We start from the raw sequence: 26432 nt of genomic DNA, 5'->3' as shown, positions 1-26432 counted from the left end.
GGCCACATCCGGTTACACCAAAGGTGTGGACTACTTAACGGCGGTCGCGCTTGGCGACTCAACCTTCAGGTCACCAGCGATGATCTGAGCCTTGAGCTCTTCAACCTTGGTCTTTACCTCGGCTGGAACCTTGGCGTCAAGGTTGTGGAACTCAGCGATGCCAACACCACCGTTTTCGAGGGTGCCAACGTATGGGGTTGCGTTCCAGTCGCCGTCCTTGGTTGCCTTGATGGTGTCGAACACTGCGGTGTCGAGGGTCTTAACAACAGAGGTCAGCAGGATGTCCTGGTACTGCTCGTACTTAGCGAACGCGTCAGTGTCAACACCGATGACGTAGGTGTCCTTGTGCTCCTTGGCAGCTGCCATCGCACCCTCACCAACTGGGCCAGCAACTGGCATGATGATGTCCGCGCCTTGGGAGATGAACTGCTCTGTGAGTTCCTTACCCTTACCGATTTCATCGAAGGTCTCGGTGAAGGAACCGGTCTGCTTTTCCTTGTCCCAGCCAAGCACCTTGATGGACTTGCCGTTGTCCTCGTTGAACTTGGCAACACCGTCAACGAAACCATCCATGAAGATGGTGACGGATGGGTATGGCTGGCCACCGAAGGTTGCGACGGTTCCCGTGGTGGTTACGCCAGCAGCGACGTATCCAGCAAGGAATGCTGCTTCCTGGGTGTTGAACAGGATTGGCTTAACGTTGTCGAAGTTGACGGTCTCGAACGTGTTTGGGTCCGAAAGCGCAGCGTCGATGAGTGCGTAGTGTTGCTCTGGGTTGTCGGATGCCGATGCGAAGGTTGCGTCGTTGAGGTTGAAGCCGACGTTGAAGATGAGCGAGCATCCGGCCTGAACCATCGAGTCAACGTTGGAGGTGTACTCTCCAGCGTCGGTCGACTCAGCCTTCGCCATCTCGATGCCGAGCTCAGAAGCTGCGCGCTCGAGACCAGCAAACGAGGTCTCGTTAAACGAGTTGTCGTCGAATCCACCGAAGTCGGAGACCATGCAGCCCTTAAAGTCTGCGGCGGTGTCCGTGGTCTCGCCAGTGGAAGTTTCGGTTGAGCTTGGCGACTCCTTCGAGTCGTCAGGAGCTTCGCCGCAAGCGGCGAGAGTCAGTGCAACCGCGGCGGTAAGTGCGGCGGTAGAAACGAACTTCTTCACGTAAGTTCTCCTGTTTCGTTGGGGAAGGGAACTGCGCAATTGGATCGGACACTTGAACCTATGGTTCGCAGTCACTCAGCGCAAGAGCCTGGGTTCGCCTTTCGCCTGCGGCTAGGGCTTACTGATTACTCTAGACGTTAAGCCGTTAACGTGCACCGATCTCAACTGTCGAAACTAAATCCGTTACCAATCTGCAAGGTTCGTCTCAGATACGGCTACCTCAAGTCCACCTGCTGAGATATGTGGGGTGGAACACGCCACGCTCACCTTAGATGGATGCCAAGAACGTTCCGTTCACCCGCCGGCACGCACGCCAGCGTGAAGGGTAAACCCCCAGATCACCCACCTCAAAGTGGCGTCGCACTACTCCCCCGAAGCGACCCGTGCGAGCATTGCAACTCCAGCCGAGATTGCCCGCTCGTCCACAACAAGGTCCCCTCGGTGCAGGTCATAGGTCTCGCCACCTGGTGTGCGAGTGCCCAGCCGTGCGAGCGCGCCGGGCACCTTTGTCAGGTACCAAGCAAAGTCCTCGCCGCCGAGCGACTGCTCCGTAAGCACGGCAGCGCTTGGGCCCAGCGCGTCGCGCGCAGCGGCCTCGAAGTTGAGGGTGCAGTCCTCGTCATTGACCACGGGAGGAACACCGCGCTGGTGGTGCATGGTGACGTCCACACCATACGCAGCGGCAATGTGTTCGATTGTGTCGTGCAGGACCTGCCCCGCGCGTTCCCATGCATTGACGTCCAGGCACCTTAAGGTGCCTGCAATAATTCCCGACGATGGCATCGCGTTGGGAGCAGAACCTGCCTGCACATGACCCCACGTGAAGTTGACTCCAGCTCGCGGATCGAGCCGTCGCCCGAGCACGGAAGGAACTTCCGCGATCATGCGGCCAATCGCGTAGACAACGTCACCGGTGAGATGCGGCCTCGAGGTATGACCACCCGCCGAAGTGACAGTCACGGTCACGGTGTCGCAGGCGGACGTGATCGGGCCAATTCGAGTGCCAATAGTGCCGGCGTCAATCTTTGGTTCGCAGTGAACTGCATAGATCTGCGAGACATCGTCCAAGACATCCTGAGCAAGGAGGTCGAGCGCGCCACCTGGTTGCACTTCCTCTGCCGGCTGGAAGATAAGGCGAACGCCCCGCTTCAACTTTCCCTCTCGAGCAAGCCGGGCGAGGACGATCCCAGTTCCCAGCACAACCGTGGTGTGAACGTCGTGCCCACAGGCGTGGCACTTCCCCTCGCTCTCGGAAGCAAAGGGCAACCCCGTGGTCTCCTGGAGCGGCAGTGCGTCAATATCGGCACGAAGTGCTAGGAGTTCAACCCCTGATTCCTCAATGGACGGACCGATGTCGCATGTCAGCCCAGAGCCCTTGAGTAATCGGGGCTCGAGGCCCTCTTGGCGCAGCCGTTCAGCCACGAGCGCAGTCGTCCTGCGCTCAGTGCGAGCGACTTCCGGGTGAGCATGAATGTCGCGGCGGATCTCGATGAGCTCTGGCTCAAGAGACTCGAGGAGTTCCTGGATGCGGGTTGCCTGTGTAAACGTCACAGTTCGAGAGTAACCCCAACTCAATTCAAGCGGGCGGCGATACTCGCGATGTGGCCGGTAGCAGGTTAGATGAGTTCCTCAAGGCCACGGTCTCGCAGCTCAGTAACCATGTCCTTGACCTGTTGAGCACGGGCGCGCGTCGTCACGAGTAGTGCATCCGCGGTTTCAACCACCACCACGTCGTCGAGTCCCAGGATCGTCACCACACGGTCAGTACCAGGAACCACCACGGAGCCCGCGGACTGAACCCGCACAACCCTGCCAGGATCGCCGAGGACCTTGGAGCCTGCCTGGTCGTCAGCAGGAAGAAGTGCCGCAAGTGAGTTGAAGTCTCCTACGTCGTCCCATCCAAAGCTTGCGGGTACTACTGCCACACCGCCCTGCGCGGCCACAGGCTCGGCAACAGCGTGGTCGATGGCGATCTTCTCGAGCGTGTGCCACACCCGGGCAAGGACTTCCTCGCGCTCATCGGTGTCCCAAGCAGCAGCGATCTCAACAATTCCGTCATGGAGTTCTGGGCGTTGCGCACGGAGGTGGTCAAGCAGCACCGAAGCCTTTGAGATAAACATCCCTGCATTCCACCGGTACTCACCCGTGGCAAGGTATTGGCGCGCGGTCGCAGCATCGGGCTTCTCGGTGAAGCTCAAGACCCGTCGCACGTCGTAGCCGCCGACACTCTCCAACTTAGCCCCGGAGTGGATGTAGCCAAAGGCGACAGAAGGCCTCGTGGCGGCAATGCCAATGGTGGCCACAAAGTCCTGCTCCGCAGCGCTGATTCCCGCACGGACAGCAAGTTCAAATGACTGTTGGTCAGTAATGACGTGGTCCGCAGCAAACGAACCCACGATGACGTCCCCGTGGCGCTCGCGCAAGACCGCCGCAGCAAGGCCGATTGCGGCCATCGAGTCTCGCGGAGATGGCTCAGTCAAAATATCGTTTTCGTCGACCGAGTCAAGCTGCTTTGCCACGGAGGCTAGGTGGCGCACGCCCGTCACAACGGTGACTCCGCCCGGTGCCACGAGTGGTTCAATGCGATCAACGGTGGCCTGGATCAGTGTGCGCCCGCTCCCCGTGAGATCGTGAAGGAACTTCGGCGAGTGCGAACGGGACAGTGGCCATAGCCTCGTCCCCGCACCCCCGGCCGGGATGATCGCGTGGAACGGAAGCGAGGCCGCACCGGGCACTACTTCGGCGGGCAAGTGTGTGTGGGCACCCTGTTGAGTCATGACCCCAACAATACTGAACTTACGCGTAGTTTAAGTAGTTCGTAGGGCCCGGTGGCGCGGCGTGGATCCAGACGCCAATTGGGAACTACCTTCAATACTCGCGATGCGCGCGTCGCGTAGCGGCATAGTCATGGTTGTGCAATCCGCCTAGCTCCTAGATCGCCACGCGGGGTTTCGATATCTCTTTTGAGACGATCGCGTTCATCACAGCGAGGCACGTGAATACTGCTGGGATTGGTTTCCGCGGGACATTAAAACCCCGATTTTCCGTCAACTTGGGGACGTTCGTCCCCCGACTCGCATAAACCCTGCACAGAAAACTACACTGTGGGAAACGTCACAATTGCAGTTCAATCCCATTGATTGTCCGCCCAATGGCGTCCGGTACTCCAAATATTCATTAGAGTTGTGGGGAAAAGGTGGAAAAGGACGGCGCCGTCCTGCCCTATTTGTTGGTAGCCGCACACGTGTGAGCGCCTACTACATCTGGCAATGAAGCGCTGACCCGATCCCCGTAGCTCACTCGCACACAGGAGGCGCCACAGTGCCCAGCGCACCTGCAGGAACTCTCTATCGCGGTCACGAAGGAATGTGGTCTTGGGTTGCGCACCGCGTAACCGGCGTACTGATCTTCCTCTTTCTGCTCGTCCACGTCCTCGACACCGCGCTCGTACGCGTGTCGCCCGAGGCTTACAACGCCGTAATCGGCACCTATCACGCTCCGATCATGGGGATTGGTGAAGCCGGCCTCGTCCTGGCGATCGTCTATCACGCATTCAACGGTCTGCGCATCATCCTCGTTGACTTCTGGTCCAAGGGCCCCAAGTACCAGCGCACAATGTTGTGGGTCGTTCTCGGCCTCGTTGTCGTGACCATGGCAGGCTTCCTGCCTCGTCACCTGTCCAACGTATTTGGAGGCTGACCGTGAGCACGTCAACTATCGCAAACCCACGTGACCCCTACGCACGCAAGCGCCTGAGCCGGACAAACACCGAGCTGTGGGCCTGGCTTTTCATGCGCGTTTCCGGCGTCATCCTCGTTGTCCTGATCTTCGGCCACCTGTTTGTCAACCTGATGGTCGGCGACGGCGTGAAGGCGATTGACTTTGCATTCGTTGGGGGCAAGTGGTCCTCGCCGTTCTGGCAGGTTTGGGACCTCCTGATGCTCTGGCTCGCAATGATCCACGGCACCAACGGCGTACGCACAGTCATCAATGACTATGCCGAAAAGCACGCCACCCGCGTCGTCCTCAAGTCGCTCCTCACCCTTGGCTTCGTCATCACTGTGGTGCTCGGAACTCTCGTGATCTTCACGTTTGATTCCTGCCCACCGGGAAGCCCGGCAGAACTCCTTCCGTCCTTCTGCACTGCGGCGTAATCCGCTCCATTCGAATTAGGAGGCATCACACAGATGCAGTTCCACCAGTACGACGTGGTCATTGTCGGCGCAGGTGGCGCCGGAATGCGCGCAGCGCTCGAGGCTTCCAGCGAAGCCCGCACTGCGGTCATCTCGAAGCTCTACCCAACCCGTTCCCACACTGGCGCAGCGCAGGGTGGCATGTGCGCCGCCCTCGCCAACGTAGAAGAGGACAACTGGGAGTGGCACACCTTTGACACGGTCAAGGGTGGCGACTACCTCGTGGACCAGGACGCTGCGGAGATCATGGCCAAGGAAGCCATCGACGCCGTTCTCGACCTCGAGCGCATGGGTCTTCCGTTCAACCGCACCCCTGAGGGGAAGATCGACCAACGGCGATTCGGTGGTCACACCCGCAACCACGGTGAAGCCGCAGTCCGCCGCGCCTGCTACGCAGCAGATCGCACCGGTCACATGATCCTTCAGACCCTCTACCAAAACTGCGTGAAGCAGGATGTGGAGTTCTTCAACGAGTTCTACGTCCTCGACCTCATCGTGGACCACGACCTCTCTGCAGGTCACGTTCCCGATGGCGAGGAAGTCAACGCAACCGGTGTCGTCGCCTACGACCTTGCTACCGGCGAGATCCATGTCTTCCAAGCAAAGTCGATCGTCTTCGCAACGGGTGGTGCCGGCAAGATCTTCAAGACCACCTCGAACGCACACACCCTGACAGGCGATGGCATGGCGCTCGCGCTCCGCCGAGGCCTGCCACTTGAGGACATGGAGTTCTTCCAGTTCCACCCAACAGGGCTTGCGGGACTTGGAATCCTCCTCTCCGAGGCCGCGCGTGGAGAGGGCGGAATCCTCCGCAACTCTAATGGTGAGCGCTTCATGGAGAGGTACGCGCCTACGATCAAGGACTTGGCTCCTCGCGACATCGTCGCCCGTTCCATGGCCAACGAGGTGCGTGAGGGCCGCGGCGCGGGACCGAACAAGGACTACGTCCTCCTCGACCTGACTCACCTTGAGCCCGCTCACATCGACGCCAAGCTGCCTGACATTACTGAGTTTGCGCGCACCTACCTCGGTATCGAGCCATACACCGAGCCTGTCCCGGTCTACCCCACCGCGCACTATGCAATGGGTGGCATCCCAACCAACGTCACCGCTGAGGTTCTTCGCAACTCGGACGACGTGGTCAAGGGCCTATACGCCGCTGGTGAGGTCGCCTGCGTATCGGTGCACGGCTCCAACCGCCTGGGCACCAACTCGCTCCTCGACATCAACGTGTTTGGTAAGCGTGCTGGCCGCGCCGCAGCTGCCTACGCCAAGACCGCCGAATTCAAGGATCTGCCCGAGAACGCAGCCGAGCGCACCATTGCTCAGCTCGAGGAACTTCGTACCCGACCAGACGGTGAGCGCGTCTCAGACGTGCGCAAAGCCCTCCAAGAAACCATGGACGCGAACGCTCAGGTGTTCCGCACTCAGGAATCACTCGAGCAATGCCTCGCCGACATCCGTGTCCTCCAGGAGCGCTACAAGAACGTCTCCGTCCAGGACAAAGGCAAGATGTTCAACACCGATCTGCTCGAGGCGCTTGAGCTCGGCTTCCTACTGGACATCGCTGAGGTTACCGTCATCGCTGCTCTGAACCGCAAGGAGTCAAGAGGCGGGCACTTCCGCGAAGACTACCCAGACCGCGACGACGCCAACTACATGCGTCACACGATGGTCTACCGCCGCCCACTGGAAGGCGCCGAAGGCAACCACGAATCGGTAGAGGCAGACATCACCCCAGACACCGCGTTTGCCCATGTTTCCGAGTTCGACACGTACAAGGTCGTTATCGGATCCAAACCCGTGGTCCAAACCCGTTACGAGCCAATGGAACGGAAGTACTGATGACTGCCACACTTGAGAACTCCACCGCGGGAGCTCCCAGCGCTGCGGGCGAGATTCCTTCATTCGACGTCACCATCAAGGTGCGTCGCTACCTTCCGGAGTCAAGCCACGGCGACGAAGCGTACTGGGATGAGTACAAGCTCACCATGTACGGCACCGACCGCGTGCTCGACGCACTGCACAAGATCAAGTGGGAGAACGACGGTTCCCTGACTTTCCGGCGCTCGTGCGCTCACGGCATCTGTGGCTCAGATGCGATGCGCATCAACGGTCGCAACCGCCTTGCGTGCAAGACCCTCCTCAAGGACCTGAACCCCAACAAGCCCATTACGATCGAGCCGATCAAGGGCCTGCCGGTTATCAAGGATCTTGTGGTGGACATGGAGCCGTTCTTCGCTTCCTACCGCGAGATCATGCCGTTCCTCATCACGAGCGGTAACCAGCCTTCGCGCGAGCGAATTCAGTCCGCTGAGCAGCGCGAGCGCTTTGACGACACCACAAAGTGCATCCTCTGCGCAGCGTGCACGTCATCGTGCCCCGTGTTCTGGACCGACGGTCAATACTTTGGTCCAGCTGCGATCGTGAACGCCCACCGCTTCATCTTCGACTCCCGCGACGAAGGCGCCACCCAGCGTCTCGAGGTCCTCAACGACAAGGAAGGCGTGTGGCGCTGCCGCACGACCTTCAACTGCACCGAGGCCTGCCCTCGTGGCATCGAGGTCACCAAGGCGATCCAGGAAGTCAAGCAGGCGATGATTCGCCGGGCGATCTAGCCAGTTCCACGCAGAGCCTTCACCGGCTCACAGCCAAGAGTGGCGGGCACCATACGGTGCCCGCCACTCTCTGTTTTCGGTACTCCTCGCGCTCCCCGGCCGGGTGCCCTCTATTTCCCCCACTCGGTCGCCCCAGGGGCACGTCAAATGCACATAAGCTGCGTAGTGCCCGCTCGGAGAGCCTTTCCTAGCACAAGGCCTCTCTTTAATCCGTTGGTGCGGCTAGCGCACGGAGCCGTTGTCGGTTTGGCTGCGTCGTCCAGAACGCCGCCCAAGAACCCATCCAGAGACAAGTGCGGCCGCAGGAAGAGCGAACCGCCTGGCGAGTCCCTTCTCTCGGACTGCCACTTCCGCAAGTTGCGCTGGTTGCGAGCCAAGATCGTCGGGAATCGCACGAGCGGCCTCCAGCCGCGCCCGCGCGGCCTCCTCACTAGCAAGCCGCTCCAAGAGCGGCCCAGGAGGATCTGCTGCGATCGCGCAGGCAGTGAGCAGAATCCTGGCGCAGAGATAGAGCCAAACCAGGATTGTCACGAGCACCGCGGCCGTGGCGAACACCGCGTTACGGGAGGCGGATCCCACCACGATGCTGGTACCGAGGGTCCTGATGACCAGGAAGCCGGCGGCAGACACGGCCGCACCGAGCAGCATGTCTCTTCGTCCGATCTGCACGCCGCTCAGGACCCGAACCACGAGGTAGAACGTGAGCATGTCGAGGCCGAAGGACACAACATAGGTGACGATCGTGGTCAGCGTGCTCCCGAACCCACCGAGATCGAGGAAGCCATCAAGAAAGTGGGTGGCCCCGTTGAGAACCGTTGTGGTGATGGCAGAGAGCAAGACCGCTAAAACAACGATGATGAAGCCGAGGAACGACGCCAGCTTCGCCTTGACCGCACTGTCTCCGCGCGGTGGGAGCGAGAACATCACGCGCACGGACGATCTGAGCGCGTCCATCGCAGTGATGACGGACCACAGCAGGACGAGGCCCGCAATGACAGTGGGCCACGTCAGCGTGGATGACATGACGAGGTCATCCAGCTGCAGCAGTCCATCACTCGTGCCGGGCGGTGCGATGAGACCGGGAACAGCCTTGTTGACGGACGCGATGACCTGGCTTTTCAGGTCGTCATTACTCCCAAGGAATCGCATGAACACCGTAAAGCCGATGGTCAGCGCCGCGAACAGAGAGAATATCGCCCGGTAGGTGATGCCCCCGGACAGAAGCGCCCCGTTGGCCAGCCCGTAGCGTGTGAGGGCCCTGGCAACGCGCGTCTCCTTGGCGTGACCCACGAGGTCCTTGGCGTACGTGACAAGTTGGCGGGTAGGAGTCATTCCCCCAGCCTACGGCGCGATGACCATGTTGGTGCGGTGACTTGCCCTTGTGTGCACAGGAGGGCGGAACGAACTCGGTTGTTAGCCTTGCCCGAGTGGGAACGCCTTGACCGCACGCCACACGTTGTCGTCCCCATGCTCCGAGAGGTGCAGATGCGTCACGTCAAAGCTGGTCTCGTAGAACGCCATCTTCTCAAATGCGAGGTCGAGGTTCTCGTCGCTCACTTCATGCGCAACAGTCACGTGAGGGTGATAGTGGAAGCGGGTGTCCTGGGCGAGCGGACCCGTGCGGATCAGCCTCTCCAACTTTTCGCACTGGGAAATACCATCCACTACCTGGATAAACACCACCGGGGACAGCGGACGGAACGTCGCACTTCCCCTCAGGTGCACCCGAAACACCGGAACCTCAAGGCACGCCGCCGCGACATGTGCATACACGTCATCCACGTCGTCAGGCTCGATCACAGTCGGCCCAACCACCGTAATGTGCGGTGGAATAGCGTCAGCAAGCGGGTCGCCAAAACTGCGGCGCGCAGCCTGCAACTCCGCCCCCATCGGATCGGGGACGGAGATCGAGATCCCAATGCGGAGCTGATTGCCCACGCGTTCCGGTAGTCGCATGACTACGCCTGGCTCGCAGGAGGTAGCAGGCCAACCTTGTCGTAGATGCGCTTGAGCGTTTCCTGGGCCACCGCCTTGGCTTTGTTTGCACCATCGGCGAGGATCACGTCGAGCTGCGCAGGGTCGTCCAGGTAGACGTTTACCTTTGCTTGGAACTCGGTCAGGAAGTCCGCGACGACCTCAGACAGGTCGACCTTGAGGTTTCCATACTGCTTTCCGGCGTACTCGGCTTCAAGAGCTGTGATGGACTTGTCAGCCAGCACCGAGTAGATGTTCAGAAGATTGGAGATGCCCGGCTTGTTGGCGGGGTCAAAGACGATCTCGGTTCCGGCGTCGGTCACGGCAGACTTGATCTTTTTGGCAGCCTTCTTTGGCTCGTCCAGCAGCCAGATCGTGCCCTTGCCATTTTCTGACTTGCTCATCTTGGCGGTCGGGTTCTGAAGGTCGTAGATCTTGGCAATGGCCTTGACGATGTGTCCATCTGGCACAACGAACGTGTCCTCGCCAAAGCGCGAGTTCATGCGCTCCGCAAGGTTTCGGGTCAACTCGAGGTGCTGACGCTGGTCCTCTCCAACGGGAACCAGTGCAGCGTCATAAAGCAAGATGTCCGCAGCCATGAGAACTGGGTAGGTGAACAGGCCGACGCTCGTTCCTTCATTACCCTGCTTAGCCGACTTGTCCTTGAACTGGGTCATGCGCCCGGCCTCACCAAATCCAGTCTGGCAGGACAGGATCCACGCGAGTTCCGCGTGCTGGGGAACGTGTGACTGTACGAACAGGGTCGAGCGGGATGGGTCAACACCACCGGCCAGGTACTGAGCAAGCGTGCGACGGGTGCGTTCGCGCAGTGCGCTTGGGTCAGGGTTAACCGTCAGAGCGTGCAGATCCGCCATCATGTAGAAGGTGTCGCATGTATCCTGCAAAGCCACCCACTGGGTCAAAGCTCCAATGTAGTTACCGATTGATAGTGAGTCATTGGATGGTTGCATCCCCGAAAGAATTCGTGGGGCAGCGGTTTGCGTAGTCATGTTCTACATTGTTGCACCGCACGCGCCCCGATTTCGAATCGTGCCCAGGTTCTAGGTGCTCTCTGTGTCGAATGGTGCGCTTTGACCGGCAGGAAGTGGTGTGTACGTATCAAATCCCGGACCCCACTGCGCAGGGGCGCCAGCCTGTGTGGAGTGTCCGGGGATGGCGCTGCCAGAGCCCGGCGTATCCGCCGCAGCACTGGTAGTTGCAGCCGATACCCCAGCAGCGGTTAGTCCAGCAGCGGCTGCCTTTGCAGCCTTCTTCTTCTCGTACTCAGGATCCAGAATGGTGTCGTCAAGGAGCGCTTCTCTGACGATACGGCGGGGGTCGTACTGGCGCGGGTCGAGCTTCTGCCAGTCAATATCCTTAACCTCAGGGCCGAGCTCGTCGTCAACCTTGGCCTTGGCCTCGGTAACGAACTTCTTGGCCCCCTTGATGAACTGAGCGAACTGCTCAGCGTACTTAGGCAACCGCTCTGGCCCAATGACGATGACGGCAATGACGAGAATGACGAGGAACTCTCCGCCGTTGATGCCTGCCACTACTTTCCTGCCTTCATGTGTGCCGAATGGTCGGTGCGCACGTGCATCCGTGCGCTACTCGCTCTTAGCTTCGCCGAGGGTCACCTTAACATCACGTTGTGAATCTCCGTTGCGCAAGGTGAGCGTTACGGTCTCCCCCGGGGCTCGCGAACGGATGGACACGATGAGCTCATCCGACTGAGAAACAGGGCGACCGTCAATGGCAAGGATGATGTCACCTGCGACGATCCCGGCTCGGTCGGCGGGGCCATCTGGGGTCACGGGTTGCACGCCACCCTGAGCCGAGGTCGTAACCTGAACTCCCTCACCGGTGTAACTCGAATCTAGGAGCACACCGATAATCGGGAATGTAGCGAAGCCCTTGTCGATAATTTGCTTTGAAGTGCGCGCGGCTTGATTGGACGAGATCGCAAATCCGAGTCCAATGTTTCCCGCCGTGGTACCGAGGACTTGGCTCGGAGTCTGCGCGATCGCCGAGTTGATGCCGATGACCTCGCCCGCGCTATTGACCAGCGGACCACCCGAGTTACCCGGGTTGATCGCCGCGTCTGTCTGGATCGCATTTATGTAAGCGGCAGTCCCCGTTTCCCCTGCCGTTACCGGGCGGTTGAGCGCTGAGACAATGCCCGTGGTCACTGTGCCCTCAAGGCCAAGCGGTGCGCCGACTGCAATGACTGGATCGCCCACCACTACGTTGTCCGAGTCTCCGAGGGTGAGTGTGCTCAGACCGGACTTCGCAACCTTGATCACCGCGATGTCGTACTCAACGGCTCGGCCGATGAGTTGGGCGACCTCCTCACTACCATCCGAGAAAGTTACTCGAAGCTCGGCGCCATCGGCACCCTCAGCAACAACGTGGTTGTTGGTTAGGATGTACCCATTTTCGGAAATCACGAATCCCGACCCTGTAGCAGCGCCGTCCTTGGTGGCAACCTCTATGTAGACCACGGATGGAAGCACCTTTGCGGCAACGTCAGCGATTGAACCATCGGGCCGCTCTGCGCTTGGTGTGCCCGGCTGGACCTGGTTGATCGTTGCGGCTTCCCTGCCGGGATCCGAATCGTTTGCCGCGACCCACGCGCCACCGGCTGCCCCCGCAAGCACCGAGGCGAGCATCAGCCCAACCACTGTGCCAAATCCGATCTTCCCCCGGACTCGCTTGGTAGCGGCCCCCTGAGTGGTCGTGTCGGCATATCCAAAGCCATTGAGCGGATCGCCTTGCGGCGTACTCATGTAAGGCTGGCGCGCGTAGTACGTGGCTCCAGCCTGAGCGTTCGTGTGGGTGCGTGACTGCCCCTGTGAGTACGGCTGGGGGTAACCTGTCGCATTTTCTACGGGGGCCTGCGACATCAGATCTGGAGGCGAAGGCACGGGCGGGAGCCCATGGGGCGCAAAGCGCTCTTCGGATCCATTGCCAAGATATGGATTACTCACTTACGACCCCTGCTAAATCGTAGAATCCGCGCACCATACGCGCGCTAAGACCATCATCGTACCGGTCAACATTGAATGTCCGCGTGATAGACGCCAGTTCATCAACCGTCGCCATCGAGACAAGTTCCATGACGGTGTCTCCGCTCTGCCAAATGAGTCGCGTAGGTGAATTACTGAGCACATAGATGGGACCACCCTCGTGCTCGATCACCGTGGCCTCTGAGATCGCCTCATCGTCAAGGTCCCCCTTGCGCTCTGTAAGGAGCACTGGACCCGCGGAAGTATCGAGAGTGATTTCGAGTTCGTGCGGAGAATCGCTCGAGTAGCCAACCTGCTTCACCGTGACAGTGTCCGCCATGTTCTCAGGAACCCGCCACCCGTGACCACGCATCCACGAAACAAACTTGGTGTCGTCCACTGCGCCCGGGTCAGCGTCAGAGCTCACCTCATGAACGGGGACAAACCACGGGTTTGAGTTCATCAGTGACAAGCGCGAACTCAGAAAATCTTGGCCAACTTCCGGCGTTACGAGCGGCCGTGCACCGAGCGTAAACGCAAAAGCGAGGCCCCCGCTCAGTAACACCGGCACCATGACCTTGGCGGCCTTCCGGGCCCGGTTCCGGCGCAGAATCTCGCCCGAGAACTTGCACGTAGGAATGGCCTCGCGAACGATAAAGGGGTTGTCGGAAGGTCGCACCTCATCTGCCGCAGCCTGCGAGTCTTTTTCCATCGCAGCCATGCTCATGAGTCCAGAAAGGAAGTCGGTACGCACGGTAGGTTGGGACCCAGAGGCCAGAATCCCACGCGCTGCTCGGGTGGCAGAAATCTCCTGCGCACACTGCGCGCAGCCTGCGGCATGCGACAACGCGCGTTCGCGCTCAATCGGAGGAAGTTGATCGTCAACGAGCGCGCTGATGAGTGACCCTAGGTGCGCGCTCATGACGCGATCCTTGCGGTGGAGTCCAGTTCACCGGCCTTGAACAACGGCGTCAGCGGTTGGGCGGGCACCAGCTCGAGTGGCGCGTCACCCGAGATGCTGGGGTTCCCCGTTGCCCCGCGGGGCGCCCTGTGCGCGAGGTGCTTTCGTAGTTGTGAGCGTGCGCGGTGGATTCGAGACCGCACAGTGCCCAGTTTGATCCCCAGCGTTGCAGCGATTTCCTCGTAGGGCAGGCCTTCAATGTCGCACAGAACAACGGCCACCCGATACTCAGGTGCGAGCTTGTCGAGCGCCTCCTGGATGTCGTAGTCGAGGTTGAGGTGCTCAAACCCGCGCTCGGGGCTGCCAAATTCGGAGGTGTCGGCGTACGTCGCCGCTTCCTCCCCCATGTGGTCCATGCGGATGCGTTTCTTGCGACGGACCTGGTCCAGGAATACATTCGTGGTGATGCGGTGCAGCCATCCTTCAAAGGACCCCGGTTGGAAGTTGCCTAGCGACTTGAAGACGCGAATGAACACCTCTTGCGTGAGGTCCTCCGCGTCCTGTTGGTTTCCAGTGAGCCTGTACGACAGACGGTAGACACGCTGCGAGTGCTCGGCAACGATTGTCTCCCAAGGCGTGGAACTCGTCACCGGACTTGCGGCATGCGCGTCCGCTTGAGGGTCTGCCGAACCAGATGTCATCAGTTTTCCTTTGCGGGGGTTATGCATCGCAGGTACAACTCGGTGCGTGGGCTTTGGATGCAAAAGCCCATCCCGGACGGCCAGAGTTGGCGCGCGGACACGCATGCGCGTTCCGCTATGACGGTGCACGCGCTCTGGGTTCAAGTATTTCAGGACTTTGCCAAGATTTGACCATCATTCGGGAGCCCTTCACGGCGCAATCACATATTCCACTATCGGCTGAACTAGGCGGATCGACTGAATCACACCCACACACTTGGGCGCGGCTGACCTGTGCGGCGGCCAGCGCCGCTAAACTGAGGGACACAAATACCCTGGGAGGAAACGTGTCGGAAAAAGCGCAGAACTGGACGTACAGCGAACTCTTTGTTGCGGAGTCCGACGCGATAGCCTCCGCCCGCGAGCGAGCGGGTCAATTAGGGTGTCCCTCTGTTTCACCGGGAACGGGCGCTGCGCTGCGCCAGCTGGCGGCAATCAGCGGTGCCCGCTCCGTAGTGGAGATAGGCACGGGAACCGGCGTTTCATCAATGTGGCTGCTCGAAGGCATGGATGCCGAGGGTGTCCTAACCACCATCGATTCTGAGCGCGAGTTCCACAAGGCAGCCAAGGCGGAGTTTGCCAACGCAGGAATCAAGTCAACCCGCACCCGCACCATTACCGGTCATGCACTTGAGGTTCTGCCTAGGCTTGCAGACGGCGCCTACGATCTCATTTTTGTGGGCACGGAGGCCATCGACTATCCCTCATTCATCACTCAGGCGCTCCGGCTCCTGCGCACTGGCGGTCTCCTGATCTTGGACAACGCCCTCTGGTACGGCAAGGTTGCCGACCCCGCTAACCGTGAGGAAGTGCCCTCACTCTTGCGTGAGATCGGCCGCAGTCTCCTGGAGGACAGCGCGTGGATAGTCTCCCTTCAGCCAACCGGCAACGGCCTCCTGCTAGCTACCAAGCGCTAGGACCTCAGGTTCACATGCGAACGCGCCGCGATCGTATGTGAAAAAGGTTGGGCCCCGCACTGCGTGCGGGGCCCAACCTTTTTCATGTTCTGTTAGGTCCACGTTGCCTGATGCTTTGCCAGCGCAAGAGTCATACCGAGTTCCAGTGTCACGCCGAGCACCAACACCCAACGGAACAATGAAACGCACGGCCACACGGCCCCTGGCTGTCACTAGGCCCAGTTCACCTACAACTTTTCGAGAACCTCGAGGACCACCCGTGCACCGAAGCCCGTGGGACCCTTGTTGGCCTCATGGTGCTTGCTGTTTCGGTGTGACGGACCGGCAATGTCGAGGTGAACCCACGGCAAGCCGTTCGCAAACTGCTCAAGGAACAGAGCCGCCACAACTGCACCGGCTCCCGCCGCATGCTCCGGAATGTTTCGCAGGTCGGCGACCTGCGATTCAAGTGCCTCAGAGTACTCATGCACCAACGGCATCCGCCAGAGCGCTTCCCCGGTCTCTTCAGCCGCCTCAAGGAACCGCTTGCTGAGATCCTCATTGTTTGTGAAGAGCGCGGCGTGGCTGTGCCCGAGCGACATGGCCGCAGCACCAGTCAGTGTGGCAACGTCAATCAGAAGGTCGGCGCCGAGCTCCAGCGATCCATATGCAAGCGCGTCTGCCATGACCACACGGCCCTCGGCGTCTGTGTTTGCAATCTCTACGGTCTTGCCGCCGAAAATGGTGATGACATCTGACGGACGTGTGGAGTTGGCACCAAAGTGGTTTTCAGCGAGCGGGAGCATCGCCGTAACGCTGTGTCCAATCTTGCTCGTCGCGGCACCAATGACTGCCGCGAACGCGTCAGCGGCCCCGGTCATGTCCGTCTTCATGGTGATCATTGTTTCGCGCGGTCGCTTGATCGAGATACCACCGGTGTCGAACGAGATGCCCTTACCTACGAGCACAACGTGCTTGTGGTCTTTGGCTTTCTTCTCCGGCACGTAACTCAGCTGCACCATAACGGGAGGATTCACGGATCCCTGACCCACCGCCTCGACTCCGCCAAAGCCCTGGTCCTTGAGCTGCTTGCCCGACCATGTCTTAGCTTCCACGCCGTACGTCTTGGCGATAGCCACAAACTGGGAGGCGAGCCAGGCGGGGGTCTTGATGTTGGACGGAATGGTGGCGAGGTCCCTGGCGATCCAGGTTAGCCAAGCGTGGCGACGAGCGGTATCCACGGCCTCCTGGCTGTTTGGACCGAGGAGCACGAGCTCCTGTGCCGGAACCGGTGCTGCCTTGGCCTTGCGTGACCAACTCGAGTACGCACCCAGCAGGTATCCCTCCACAAAGTGGCGGGTTCCCCGATCATCGGACCGTGCGGCGACGGTGGTAACGACCTTGCCCAGCCCCTTGCTCACCTCGGCGAGTGCAGCGCCTGCCTTGCGCAAGTCGTCGTCGGTTCCCTGCCCCACACCCATGAGAATGATGCGAAGTGGAAGACCCTGCCATGGGAGAACAGCCCCGGAACCCCGGTGGGTAACAGGAAGGTCGATCACGTGGGTTGTGCCCGGCGCGGCCTTGAAATGCGAGCGATGGGCTAGTTCCGCCAAATCGATACGATAACGTGCCGAGGCATGCACTGTCCCCGCACGGGGCTGCAGTTCGTCATCGCCCGCGATAGGCGCTCCAACGCCAACGGCAATCGCGTCAACCGACTCCGCATCAAGGAAGTCACAGGACTCAATCGTCCCTGGACTTACCGAGATTGCTGGAAGTTCACGCCCAACCGTGATGGGTTCGGGTTGTGTTGCTGGGAATTTTGCACGAGGTGTCAAGATCTATTCCGTTACTGCTTCGAGAGCTCGTCCGAGCTCATTGGCCTCACTTTGGTTGAGCTCCACAACGAGTCGGCCTCCACCTTCCAGTGGTACTCGCATGATGATGCCGCGCCCTTCCCTTGCTACTTCCATTGGGCCATCACCTGTTCGAGGCTTCATTGCAGCCATTGGGGTACTCCAATCATTGAGCTCCACGTCGAACGCTCAGAACTTAAAGGGGCGGTAAACTTATTGTCCATTTTACCTAATAGTTGATGAATCTCTAGGCTTTTGGCGCCTCATCTGCTCGTTTGCCCTGTCCGCGAAACGCCGGCATCGAACTGCCGACACTCTCAGTCGACAGCCCGAGTTACCCTCATGGGCGCTAGATCGCCGCGCATCGCGGCAACCATGTCCAGGACTCGTCGAGTCGCCCGAACGTCGTGTGCCCTAAAGATCGTGGCTCCCTGCCATGCGGCCACCGCGGTAGCCGCGAGTGTGCCCTCGAGCCTCTCATCCGCGGGCACGTCAAGAGTCTCACCCACAAAATCCTTGCGTGAGAGCGCCATAAGCACTGGAAAACCCAGTTCCGCAAGGCGATACGTGTTCCGCATCAGGTGCAGCGAATGCCAGGTGTTCTTCCCAAAGTCGTGTGTTGGGTCGACAATGACGGAGCGCGGGTCCACACCCGCCGCAACCGCCCGGGAAGCAGCCGTGCGAAGGGTCGCAACAACATCGTCGATAATTCCGTTTTTGGGGTCCGCGCCAGCGGGGCCCGACTCCGCACCCGCCTGCACCACAGCCGGGAACGTGACCCGGAACGGGTCAGTCCGCGGGATCATGTTGCCGGTGTGGGAGCAGACCACACCGATGCCGAACTCCGCGGCGACGTGGACAACGTCGGGATCGTGGCCTGCCCACGTGTCATTGATGAGGTCGGCTCCAGCCGCAGCGACCTCCCGAGCCACCCCGGAACGCCACGTGTCCACGGAAATCAGCAGCTCTGGGAACTCCTCGCGCACCACGTTCACAAACGGCACGACGCGGCGAATCTCCTCGGACTCACTCACCACGGGGCCTCCGCCAGCGCGCACTCCCCCGATGTCGACAATCTGGGCGCCGTTTTCTAGAGCGTTTTCGGCGGCGCGCAGCGCGACGGTGTCATCCATCTGCCGAGCGCCAGCAAAGAAGGAGTCAGTGGTCCGGTTGATAATCGCCATGATTGCGGCCGAAGTGCTGCCCGTCGAGGCGGCACTGTCGGCGCTTGCAGCATCACCAACCGCTCCAGCCCGCGCACCCCCGACAGGGGCACCCCGGAGCCACAGGCTCTGACCGTTTACGAGGGAACTCAACCTTCGACTGGCTCCGCCAGCGCTGCTTCACGGATGTGATCGGCGCGGTCTGCAACAATCTGCACGGCCTCTTCAGCGGTATCGACGATGTGGAAGAGGTCCAGGTCAGTGGGGTTGATCATGCCACGGGCCGCGACCGTGTCGCGCAGCCAGTTGATCAGACCAGACCAGTATTCGGTTCCCACCAGAACAATGGGGAACTCCGTGATCTTGTGTGTCTGCACCAGAGTCAACGCCTCGAACAACTCATCGAATGTGCCAAACCCTCCCGGCAGGACCACGAATCCGGACGCATATTTCACAAACATGGTCTTACGCGCAAAGAAATAGCGGAAGTTCACGCCGAGGTCCACGTACTGGTTCATGCCCTGTTCGAAGGGCAACTCAATGCCAAGGCCGACCGAAATTCCTCCAGCCTCATGGGCGCCCTTGTTGCCGGCTTCCATGACGCCCGGACCTCCGCCAGTGATGACGGCATAGCCGCGTTCCACGAACATCGTGGCAGCGTCGATGGCGAGCTGATAGTCAGGGTGGTCGGGCTTGGTGCGCGCGGAACCAAAGATCGAGATTGCAGGACCCAACTCCGCGAGCGCCCCGAATCCTTCAACGAACTCGCTCTGAATACGCATGACTCGCCAAGGGTCGTCGTGCACCCAGGAGGAGTTCTGCGAGGTATCGAGGAGTCGCTTGTCGGAAGTCTCGTGCGGAATCTGGGAGCCGCGCAGGAGGACTGGTCCCTTGCGGTAGCTTTCCCGTGCCTGTTGGTTCGAAGTTGTCATGACTCCACACTAGTAGTCTTGGCCACGTCGCAGGCCTGGGACACCGGAAATTTTCGCTATTTCAACCAGGACTTCAAGGCCTCGTAACACACGGTGATCTGTGAGATCTCGCAGTGTTCGTCGTCCTTGTGCGCATACATCGGGTCCCCCGGGCCGAAGTTCACGGCTGCCACACCGAGTGCGGAGAATCGTGCCACGTCGGTCCATCCGTACTTGGGCGCGGGGCTGCCGCCCGTTAGGCCGAGGACGGTCGTGGAGAACTCGAGCGCCAGGGGGTCATCCAGTCCGGGCCTCGCCCCTGCAGCCCCGTCGGCGACCTCGAGTTCGAACCCCGAGAACACCTCGCGCACGTGTGCTTCAGCCTGTTCGAGGCTTCGTGACGGCGCAAACCGGAAGTTCACGGTGACCTCGCACCGGTCCGGGATAACGTTGCCCGCGATGCCGCCCACAATCGCCACTGCGTTGAGGCCCTCGCGGTAGTCGAGTCCGTCCACGGTGATGGTCTGGGGTTCGTAAGAGTCGAGGCGCGCAAGGATCTCGTGTGCGCCGTGGATTGCGTTCTTGCCCATCCACGCCCGCGCCGAGTGCGCTGCGGTTCCGTGGGTGGTGATGACGGCGCGAAGCGTGCCGTTGCAGCCGCCCTCAATTCCGGCGTTGGATGGCTCGCCAAGGATCGCGAAGTCGCCTTCCAGCAGGTCCGGTCGTGTCCGCGCGACCACACCAAGTCCGTTGAGGTCCGCCGCGACTTCCTCGTTGTCGTAGAAGCACCAGGTCACGTCCTGGCGCGGGCTGGTCAGCTCCACGGCGAGCGCGAGCTGGACTGCCACGCCGGCCTTCATGTCCACGGTGCCGCGCCCCCACAGCACGTCATTCCCCTCGATGACCGTCCTACGCACCGGCAGGTTCCCGGCGAGCGGCACGGTGTCGATGTGCCCCGCCACGACCACGCGGCGAGTACGCCCCAGCATGGTCCGCGCGATCACGTTATTTCCCAGCCGGGTCACCTCCAGGTGCGCGCATCCGCGCAGCACCTGCTCGATAGCATCCGCAATCGCGGCCTCGTTACCGGACACGGATTCGATGTTGCACAGCGCCTCAGTCAGCGCCACGGGCCCCTGTTCCACGGGTAGTAGAACCAGATTTTCGACGATCGACTCGCCGCCCGCATTCGGCTCGCGTCCCAGCGTGGCAGAGTCGGCGCTCACCGGGTCGGCACTCGACGCGGCCTCAGCCGCGTCGGCTCCCACGGGTTGCGTGGTCTCCTGCGTTAGTTCCAGTGGGGCGTCGTGCGGTGCGTCCTGCGGCGTTCGTGGGGAGGGCATGGTGCAAATATACTCTGCTGCCTGCCAGTGTTCGGGTGCGCGTCCGGCGGGTGTCCAGTGTTCGCATCCAGTGTCCGCCGAGAGGGCTTCAACCACACGCCAAACAGGCACCAAGCGGCCGATTGGGTTACCACCCAGTAATCGCGCGCAGATCACACAATGACTTTTCCCGAACTGTTTTTCTGGTGGCACCGGTGCGAATAGTGTTGATCCATGACCGCATCATCCAACCGTCTGGCATGGGGCTTCGGCCTCGCAACGTCTACCAATTCGGGCCTCGTACTCGACGTATGGTACCCAACGCCTCTGCTCGACGACGTCCCTGCGGAGGCAGAGGCACCGGCTACCTTGCTCGCCCTTGAGGGCAGGGATAATGACCGCGGAGTAACTGCGTCCGTGGTCCGCACCCGCATTGACCTGGACGCTCCGCCCGCCGATGCAGCTGATGCCTACCTCCGACTTCACCTTCTCTCGCACCGGCTCGTGCGTCCCCACGGACTGAACCTCGACGGCGTGTTTGGCGTGCTTACCAACGTGGTCTGGACCAACTTTGGACCGTGTTCCCCCGAGGGGTTTGAACTGGTGCGCGCTAGCCTTCGCTCCCGTGGCCCCGTCACCGTGTATGGGGTGGACAAGTTCCCTCGAATGGTGGACTACGTGGTTCCTGATGGCGTGCGCATCGCAGACGCAGACAGGGTCCGCCTCGGCGCCTACCTCGCGCCTGGGACCACGATCATGCATGAGGGCTTCTGCAACTTCAACGCGGGGACGCTAGGCACGTCCATGGTCGAGGGCCGAATCTCCTCGGGAGTCACGGTTGGCGACGGGTCTGACGTGGGCGGTGGCGCCTCCATCATGGGAACTCTCTCGGGCGGCGGCAGGGAGGTTGTGTCGATCGGCGAGCGCACACTGCTGGGCGCGAACTCGGGAGTGGGCATCTCACTGGGAAGCGATTGCATCGTCGAGGCTGGGCTGTACGTAACGGGTGGCACCAAGGTCGTTCTGGTCGGGCAGCTCACCGAAGACGGCTCCCCCGTGGTCCTCAAGGCGCGCGACCTGTCCGGCAAGGACAACATTCTGTTCCGCCGCAACTCCCAAACGGGTGCTGTAGAGGCAGTCACGCGCGCGGGCACCGGAGTGACGCTGAACTCTGCTCTGCACGCCAATTAACGTCAGCCCTACTTTTCCCCGAAACCTCCACGTCTGCACGGCGCCCGCCTCGTTGAATCGCGGCGGGCGCCGTGCTTCCATGAACGTGTGGCCCCTCCGACTCGCTCCACTCCCCGCAATCGTTCTCGTTCACGCTCGCAGTCGCGATCCTCGGGCGTGTGGGCGACTCTGCTTGCGACGCTCGCAATTGTGGCGCTTTTCGCCGCCGGTGTGTTCGGGGTCGTGCGGTTCCTCGACTCCCGGGTCTTGAGTGAGCGCACGATCAACCCCGCCTGCTGGGTGCAGGGTTCGGACTTGACGCACAAGTACTCGCCGACTCAGGCGAACAACGCGGCGCTCATCTCTGCCATGGCTATTTCGCGTGGGCTCCCTGCCCGTGCGGTTACGATCGCGCTAGCCACTGCCGCGCAGGAGTCCCGCACCGTCAATATCGACTACGGTGATCGCGATTCGGTTGGGCTGTTTCAGCAGCGCCCGTCGCAGGGGTGGGGTACGGTCGAGCAGATCATGGACCCGTATTACTCGTCGGGCAAGTTCTATGACGCGCTCGTGCGGGTCGATGGATACCAGGACATGGAGGTCACCGTGGCCGCCCAAACCGTCCAGCGCTCTGCCTTCCCCCGCGCTTATGCCCAGCACGAGAGCGCCTCTCGACTGTGGGCTTCCGCGCTGAGCGGCTATTCCTCGCGAACCGTGAGCTGCGAACTTGAACCTGCTCTTCCCTTTGCTGCTGGTTCGGCATCCGAGATCGCGCTCGACGCGGTGGCCGCGCGCGTCCACACGGACTTTCCGGGTCTGAAGATTACGACCCACCCCAAGGGCGGGTACGTGGAGGTCAGCACCGCAGGGATTCTCAATGCCGCCCGCGGCGCGGACGGGTTCGCGCAATGGGCAGTCATGACTGCCCACGAAACCCAGGTGGAGGCCGTTCTGACTCACAACTCGCAGTGGTCTCGGGCAGCCGGCCTGGCGGCCGGCTCTAATGCCGTTTCTGCTTGGTCCGCAATTACCGACGATTCACCTGACCAGGTGGGCACCGCACCTTCCAGCGCAAAGAGTGTTCGCCTCTACCTCAACATCCTGGAGCCCTCAGCTTCCTCCTAGCCCGGTGAGGCTGTCGTTGAGAACGCGTTGCGTCAGGACGAACGCGCCGAGTGGGCGCCTCCGCGGTAGCGAAACGCCGAAGGGCCGCGGAGCAGGTTCGTGTGAACCTGCTCCGTGGCCCTTCCTTTGACAACGTGGCGGGAAACGTCTGCTCAGCGCGGCCGACCGGATCCTACGCCTGCACCATCAGCGGTTTTCTACTGCCACAAAGTCGCGCTCTGCTACGCCCGTGTAGACCTGACGTGGACGGCCGATCTTGGTCTTCGGGTCCTTCATCATTTCGCGCCACTGAGCGATCCAGCCCGGCATGCGCCCGAGTGCGAACAGCGGGGTGAACATCTCTGGGTCGAAGCCCATCGCCTTGTAGATCAGACCCGTGTAGAAGTCCACGTTGGGGTAGAGCTTACGGGAAATAAAGTACTCGTCGTTCAGTGCGATCTCCTCGAGTTCCAATGCGATGTCGAGGAGCTGGTCGCGCTTACCGAGCGAGGAAAGTACATCGTCTGCGGAGCGCTTCACAATGGCGGCACGCGGGTCGTAGTTCTTGTACACGCGGTGTCCGAAGCCCATCAGGCGGACGCCGTCCTCCTTGTTCTTGACCTTTTCCATGAACTTCTTGGGGTCTCCCCCGTCAGCCTGGATGGTCGAGAGCATCTTGAGGACGGACTCGTTTGCGCCACCGTGGAGTGGGCCCGACAGTGCGTTGACTCCCGCGGAAACCGACGCATACAGGTTGGCGTGGCTCGAGCCCACTACACGCACGGTGGAGGTGGAGCAGTTCTGCTCGTGGTCTGCGTGCAGGATGAGCAGAGTGTCGAGGGCCTTGACCACCTTGGGGTCTACCTCGTACGAGTGGTACGGCTCCGAGAACGTCATGCGCAGGAAGTCTTCGACGTATCCGCGCGAGTAGTCCGGGTAGAGCAGCGGCTCGCCTGCGCGGCGTCGGTGCAGGTAGGACGTGATCGTGCGGGACTTGGCGAGCAGGAGAACAGTGGCCAGCTCGACAGTGTCGTCCTCGAACGGGTTCACGGACTCTGGATAGAAGGTTGGCAGCGCGTTGATTGCGGACGCCATGACCGCCATTGGGTGCGCCTTCGCAGGGAAGGTACCCATGAAGGTGCGGAAGCCCTCAGGTACGAGTGTGTGCCGGTTTACCCGCGACTCGAATGCGTCAAGCTCGGTAGCGTTCGGGAGCTCACCGTGAATCAGGAGGTAGGCAACCTCGAGGAACGTAGACTGCTCAGCCAACTGGTCAATTGGGTAGCCGCGGTATCGCAGGATGCCTGCATCGCCATCGATGTAGGTGATCTGCGATTCGCACGAAGCAGTGTTGGTAAAGCCCGGGTCAAGGGTGACCATACCGGTCGTTGCAAGCAACGATGAGACTCCAAAGCCATCGTTGCCAATGGATGCGGTAGTTACCGGAAGCTCTTGCGAGGCCTCATTGACCGTAAGAGTCACCTTGTTGTGCGGGTTCTCAGACATGTCTTCCTTCCTTGCGCTCTCACGCCGTCGTTGTGCGCAAACGCGGATCTTTCACTGGTGTGACGAAAAACTAGACCGGTCGTCGTCGGGTGATCGGCCCCCTCGTACATAGTGCGTCAAGTAACGGTAACCGAGTGCGCCCGTTAGGGGAAATAGTGACCGGTAATTGACCGCTTTTTGGGTGTGAGAGATGTCACACAAGCGGGGCGTTCGGCTATGAGTTTCCGGTCAGGAAGAGAGGCGCTCGGAGGCGACAGCGATCCGTTCGTCGCTCGCGGTCAATGCCACACGGACGTACTCGGCGCCACCAGCGCCGTAAAACGCACCGGGTGCCACGAGGATGCCTCGCTCCGCGAGGTAGCCAACGGTCAGCCAGCATGCACCCGGCATCTCTCGCTGCGCGCGCTCTACTAGGGCGCGGGTTGGAGCTGACACTGCGCTAACGAACGCCTCATTGCCCCGCACCCACAGGTAGAGGCCTGCTTCGGAAGACGTGACTGTAAGGCCCGCGGATTCGATGGCCCTCAGCATCACGCTCCTACGCGCGCGGTAGATTTCCCGCTGCACGCTAACGTGTGAATCATCCGAGAGCCCCACTGCCATGACGTCTTGGACCGGTCCTGGAACAATCATCCCGAGGTGCTTGCGCAGGGCAAGGATTCCTTGGATTGTGGCTGAGTCTCCGGCCACGAACGCGGCTCGATATCCGGCAAGGTTCGACTGCTTAGACAGGGAGTAGGTCACCAGAACGCCAGTGTAGTTGTCCCCACACACTCGCGGGTCGAGCACCGAGGGCACGCCCTCGCTCGCGAACGGCTCAGTCCATGGCAACTCGGCGTAGCACTCGTCGGAAACAACGAGCGCGCCGATTTCTCGTGCCGCTTCCACGATTGCCTTGAGTTCGGATACGCCCAGCACGCGGCCGTGTGGGTTGCCCGGGGAGTTTACCCAGACAAGCTTCACACGCTCATTGCCGCGCCACGCCTCCACGTCATCGGCTGGAAGAGGCGTCGCGCCCGCCAGTCGCGCACCCACGTCGTAGGTGGGGTATGCGATCTCGGGGTGCACCACGATATCTCCCGCGCCGAGCGAGAGCATGGCGGGAAGCAGTGCAACCAGTTCCTTGGAACCTACGGTCGGCAGCACGTCCCGTGGATCGAGGTTGGCCACGTTGCGCCGACGGGCGAACCAACCCGACACAGCGTCACGCAACTGAGGCGTGCCATAGGTCTGCGGGTAGCCGTGTGAGTCAGCGGACTGCGCCAACGCGTTCTGTAGAACTTGGGGAGTTGGATCCACCGGAGTGCCCACAGAGAGATCCACGATCCCGCCGGCGTGAGAGCGCGCCAAGTCGCCAAATGGCACCAAGAGATCCCACGGAAACGCTATGTCCGTGATGTCAGCGAACCCCATGGGTCACGCCTGGGGAGGAAGTGCCTCGATGATTTCGTGGTCCTTCTCGATCATTCCCATCTTGGCTGCTCCGCCTGGGGAACCGAGGTCGTCGAAGAACTCAACGTTTGCGCGGTAGTACTCCGACCACTCTTCGGGGACGTCGTCCTCATAGTAGATGGCCTCAACAGGGCATACGGGCTCGCAAGCGCCACAGTCCACACACTCATCAGGGTGGATATACAGCGATCGTTTGCCCTCGTAGATGCAGTCAACGGGGCATTCCTCGATGCACGCCTTGTCCTTAACATCGACGCACGGCTTGGCGATCACATAGGTCACTTGCAGTTCCTTTCCAACTGTCAGCCATCACTACTGGCCAATCCATTATTGCCCACCGCCGCCGCAAGCGCGAAAAGAGATTCCAGAGTGCGGTTCAGTGTTAAATGGATCTATGTCCAACACTAAACCCAAATCCGCCGGGGCGAGCATCAGTGAGCCGTGGCAGCAGTGGTCACCGGGA

Annotated in this window: 25 protein-coding genes; 7 read left to right on the top strand and 18 right to left on the bottom strand. The window is 60.8% G+C overall.

Annotation, left to right across the window (positions count from 1 at the left end):
* Positions 1–30: 30 nt before the first annotated feature.
* The 3 genes from HGSM_RS08440 to HGSM_RS08430 form a co-directional block, all read right to left on the bottom strand.
* The gene (locus HGSM_RS08440) at positions 31–1158 is read right to left on the bottom strand and encodes a BMP family lipoprotein (protein ID WP_019148315.1); all 1128 of its coding nucleotides are present in this window, start codon (positions 1156–1158) and stop codon (positions 31–33) included.
* A 363-nt stretch (positions 1159–1521) separates the two neighbouring features.
* Positions 1522–2709, bottom strand: a complete 1188-nt coding sequence (locus HGSM_RS08435; protein WP_019148314.1) for an amidohydrolase — start codon at positions 2707–2709, stop codon at positions 1522–1524.
* 65 nt (positions 2710–2774) lie between these two features.
* Positions 2775–3935, bottom strand: coding sequence for a mannose-1-phosphate guanylyltransferase (locus tag HGSM_RS08430; RefSeq protein ID WP_019148313.1), 1161 nt, complete (start codon positions 3933–3935; stop codon positions 2775–2777).
* Between the two features lie 544 nt (positions 3936–4479).
* On the opposite strand from HGSM_RS08430, the gene sdhC reads away from it, so the two are divergent.
* Genes sdhC through HGSM_RS08410 form a run of 4 tightly spaced genes read left to right on the top strand, consistent with a single transcriptional unit; the run spans position 4480 to position 7969 of the window.
* Positions 4480–4857 carry a succinate dehydrogenase, cytochrome b556 subunit gene (gene sdhC, locus HGSM_RS08425; protein WP_081581399.1) on the top strand — a complete coding sequence of 126 codons (378 nt, stop codon included), beginning with the start codon at positions 4480–4482 and terminating at the stop codon, positions 4855–4857.
* Complete coding sequence (locus tag HGSM_RS08420) at positions 4854–5312, top strand: succinate dehydrogenase hydrophobic membrane anchor subunit (protein ID WP_040594990.1); 459 nt, start codon at positions 4854–4856, stop codon at positions 5310–5312. Before sdhC ends, HGSM_RS08420 begins: the two co-directional genes overlap by 4 nt.
* A gap of 33 nt (positions 5313–5345) precedes the next feature.
* Complete coding sequence (sdhA, locus tag HGSM_RS08415; RefSeq protein ID WP_019148310.1) at positions 5346–7196, top strand: succinate dehydrogenase flavoprotein subunit; 1851 nt, start codon at positions 5346–5348, stop codon at positions 7194–7196.
* Positions 7196–7969: a succinate dehydrogenase iron-sulfur subunit gene (locus tag HGSM_RS08410; RefSeq protein ID WP_019148309.1), complete on the top strand. Its 774-nt coding sequence runs from the start codon at positions 7196–7198 to the stop codon at positions 7967–7969. Before sdhA ends, HGSM_RS08410 begins: the two co-directional genes overlap by 1 nt.
* A 222-nt stretch (positions 7970–8191) precedes the next feature.
* On the opposite strand, the gene HGSM_RS08405 is transcribed toward HGSM_RS08410, so the two are convergent.
* From HGSM_RS08405 to sigE, 7 genes are all read right to left on the bottom strand, one after another.
* Positions 8192–9301, bottom strand: coding sequence for a YihY/virulence factor BrkB family protein (locus tag HGSM_RS08405; protein ID WP_019148308.1), 1110 nt, complete (start codon positions 9299–9301; stop codon positions 8192–8194).
* Positions 9302–9382: 81 nt separating this feature from the next.
* Positions 9383–9925 (bottom strand): 2'-5' RNA ligase family protein, encoded by a 543-nt coding sequence (locus HGSM_RS08400; RefSeq protein WP_040594902.1) that lies wholly within the window; start codon positions 9923–9925, stop codon positions 9383–9385.
* Positions 9926–9927: 2 nt separating this feature from the next.
* Positions 9928–10953 carry a tryptophan--tRNA ligase gene (trpS, locus tag HGSM_RS08395; protein ID WP_040594901.1) on the bottom strand — a complete coding sequence of 342 codons (1026 nt, stop codon included), beginning with the start codon at positions 10951–10953 and terminating at the stop codon, positions 9928–9930.
* Positions 10954–11004: 51 nt separating this feature from the next.
* Positions 11005–11496, bottom strand: a complete 492-nt coding sequence (locus HGSM_RS08390; RefSeq protein ID WP_019148305.1) for a Sec-independent protein translocase family protein — start codon at positions 11494–11496, stop codon at positions 11005–11007.
* 54 nt (positions 11497–11550) lie between these two features.
* The gene (locus HGSM_RS08385; protein WP_230197520.1) at positions 11551–12930 is read right to left on the bottom strand and encodes a S1C family serine protease; all 1380 of its coding nucleotides are present in this window, start codon (positions 12928–12930) and stop codon (positions 11551–11553) included.
* On the bottom strand, positions 12923–13870 hold the full coding sequence (locus HGSM_RS08380) for an anti-sigma factor family protein (RefSeq protein ID WP_019148303.1): 948 nt from the start codon (positions 13868–13870) through the stop codon (positions 12923–12925). Before HGSM_RS08380 ends, HGSM_RS08385 begins: the two co-directional genes overlap by 8 nt.
* Positions 13867–14550: an RNA polymerase sigma factor SigE gene (sigE, locus tag HGSM_RS08375; protein WP_019148302.1), complete on the bottom strand. Its 684-nt coding sequence runs from the start codon at positions 14548–14550 to the stop codon at positions 13867–13869. Before sigE ends, HGSM_RS08380 begins: the two co-directional genes overlap by 4 nt.
* A 326-nt stretch (positions 14551–14876) precedes the next feature.
* On the opposite strand from sigE, the gene HGSM_RS08370 reads away from it, so the two are divergent.
* Positions 14877–15506, top strand: a complete 630-nt coding sequence (locus HGSM_RS08370) for an O-methyltransferase (protein WP_019148301.1) — start codon at positions 14877–14879, stop codon at positions 15504–15506.
* 227 nt (positions 15507–15733) lie between these two features.
* Here HGSM_RS08370 and HGSM_RS08365 read toward each other — a convergent pair whose 3' ends face one another.
* The 5 genes from HGSM_RS08365 to dapE form a co-directional block, all read right to left on the bottom strand.
* Positions 15734–17323, bottom strand: coding sequence for a leucyl aminopeptidase family protein (locus HGSM_RS08365; RefSeq protein ID WP_019148300.1), 1590 nt, complete (start codon positions 17321–17323; stop codon positions 15734–15736).
* Positions 17324–17326: 3 nt separating this feature from the next.
* Positions 17327–17494, bottom strand: coding sequence for a DUF3117 domain-containing protein (locus HGSM_RS14125; RefSeq protein ID WP_019148299.1), 168 nt, complete (start codon positions 17492–17494; stop codon positions 17327–17329).
* Positions 17495–17658: 164 nt separating this feature from the next.
* Entirely contained in the window at positions 17659–18657 is a 999-nt protein-coding gene (gene folP, locus HGSM_RS08360; RefSeq protein WP_019148298.1) for a dihydropteroate synthase, read from the bottom strand.
* A complete protein-coding gene (locus tag HGSM_RS08355) occupies positions 18654–19436 on the bottom strand; it encodes an LOG family protein (RefSeq protein ID WP_019148297.1) in 783 nt (260 codons plus the stop codon). Before HGSM_RS08355 ends, folP begins: the two co-directional genes overlap by 4 nt.
* A gap of 56 nt (positions 19437–19492) precedes the next feature.
* Positions 19493–20758 carry a succinyl-diaminopimelate desuccinylase gene (gene dapE, locus HGSM_RS08350; RefSeq protein WP_081581428.1) on the bottom strand — a complete coding sequence of 422 codons (1266 nt, stop codon included), beginning with the start codon at positions 20756–20758 and terminating at the stop codon, positions 19493–19495.
* Positions 20759–20971: 213 nt separating this feature from the next.
* Between dapE and dapD the strand changes: the two genes are divergently transcribed.
* Both dapD and HGSM_RS08340 read left to right on the top strand, forming a co-directional pair.
* The gene (gene dapD, locus HGSM_RS08345) at positions 20972–21928 is read left to right on the top strand and encodes a 2,3,4,5-tetrahydropyridine-2,6-dicarboxylate N-succinyltransferase (protein ID WP_019148295.1); all 957 of its coding nucleotides are present in this window, start codon (positions 20972–20974) and stop codon (positions 21926–21928) included.
* Between the two features lie 189 nt (positions 21929–22117).
* Positions 22118–23032: a hypothetical protein gene (locus tag HGSM_RS08340; RefSeq protein ID WP_154646288.1), complete on the top strand. Its 915-nt coding sequence runs from the start codon at positions 22118–22120 to the stop codon at positions 23030–23032.
* A gap of 186 nt (positions 23033–23218) precedes the next feature.
* Here HGSM_RS08340 and HGSM_RS08335 read toward each other — a convergent pair whose 3' ends face one another.
* The 3 genes from HGSM_RS08335 to fdxA form a co-directional block, all read right to left on the bottom strand.
* On the bottom strand, positions 23219–24517 hold the full coding sequence (locus tag HGSM_RS08335; protein ID WP_019148293.1) for a citrate synthase: 1299 nt from the start codon (positions 24515–24517) through the stop codon (positions 23219–23221).
* Between the two features lie 228 nt (positions 24518–24745).
* Positions 24746–25930, bottom strand: coding sequence for a succinyldiaminopimelate transaminase (dapC, locus tag HGSM_RS08330; RefSeq protein ID WP_019148292.1), 1185 nt, complete (start codon positions 25928–25930; stop codon positions 24746–24748).
* Between the two features lie 3 nt (positions 25931–25933).
* A complete protein-coding gene (fdxA, locus tag HGSM_RS08325) occupies positions 25934–26251 on the bottom strand; it encodes a ferredoxin (protein ID WP_019148291.1) in 318 nt (105 codons plus the stop codon).
* Positions 26252–26432 lie beyond the last annotated feature (181 nt).

The organism is Timonella senegalensis JC301, assembly GCF_000312125.1.
GTDB classification, from domain to species: Bacteria; Actinomycetota; Actinomycetes; order Actinomycetales; family Cellulomonadaceae; genus Timonella; species Timonella senegalensis.
Note: the sequence above shows the minus strand (reverse complement) of the source record. Positions and strands in the feature narration are given on the sequence as shown.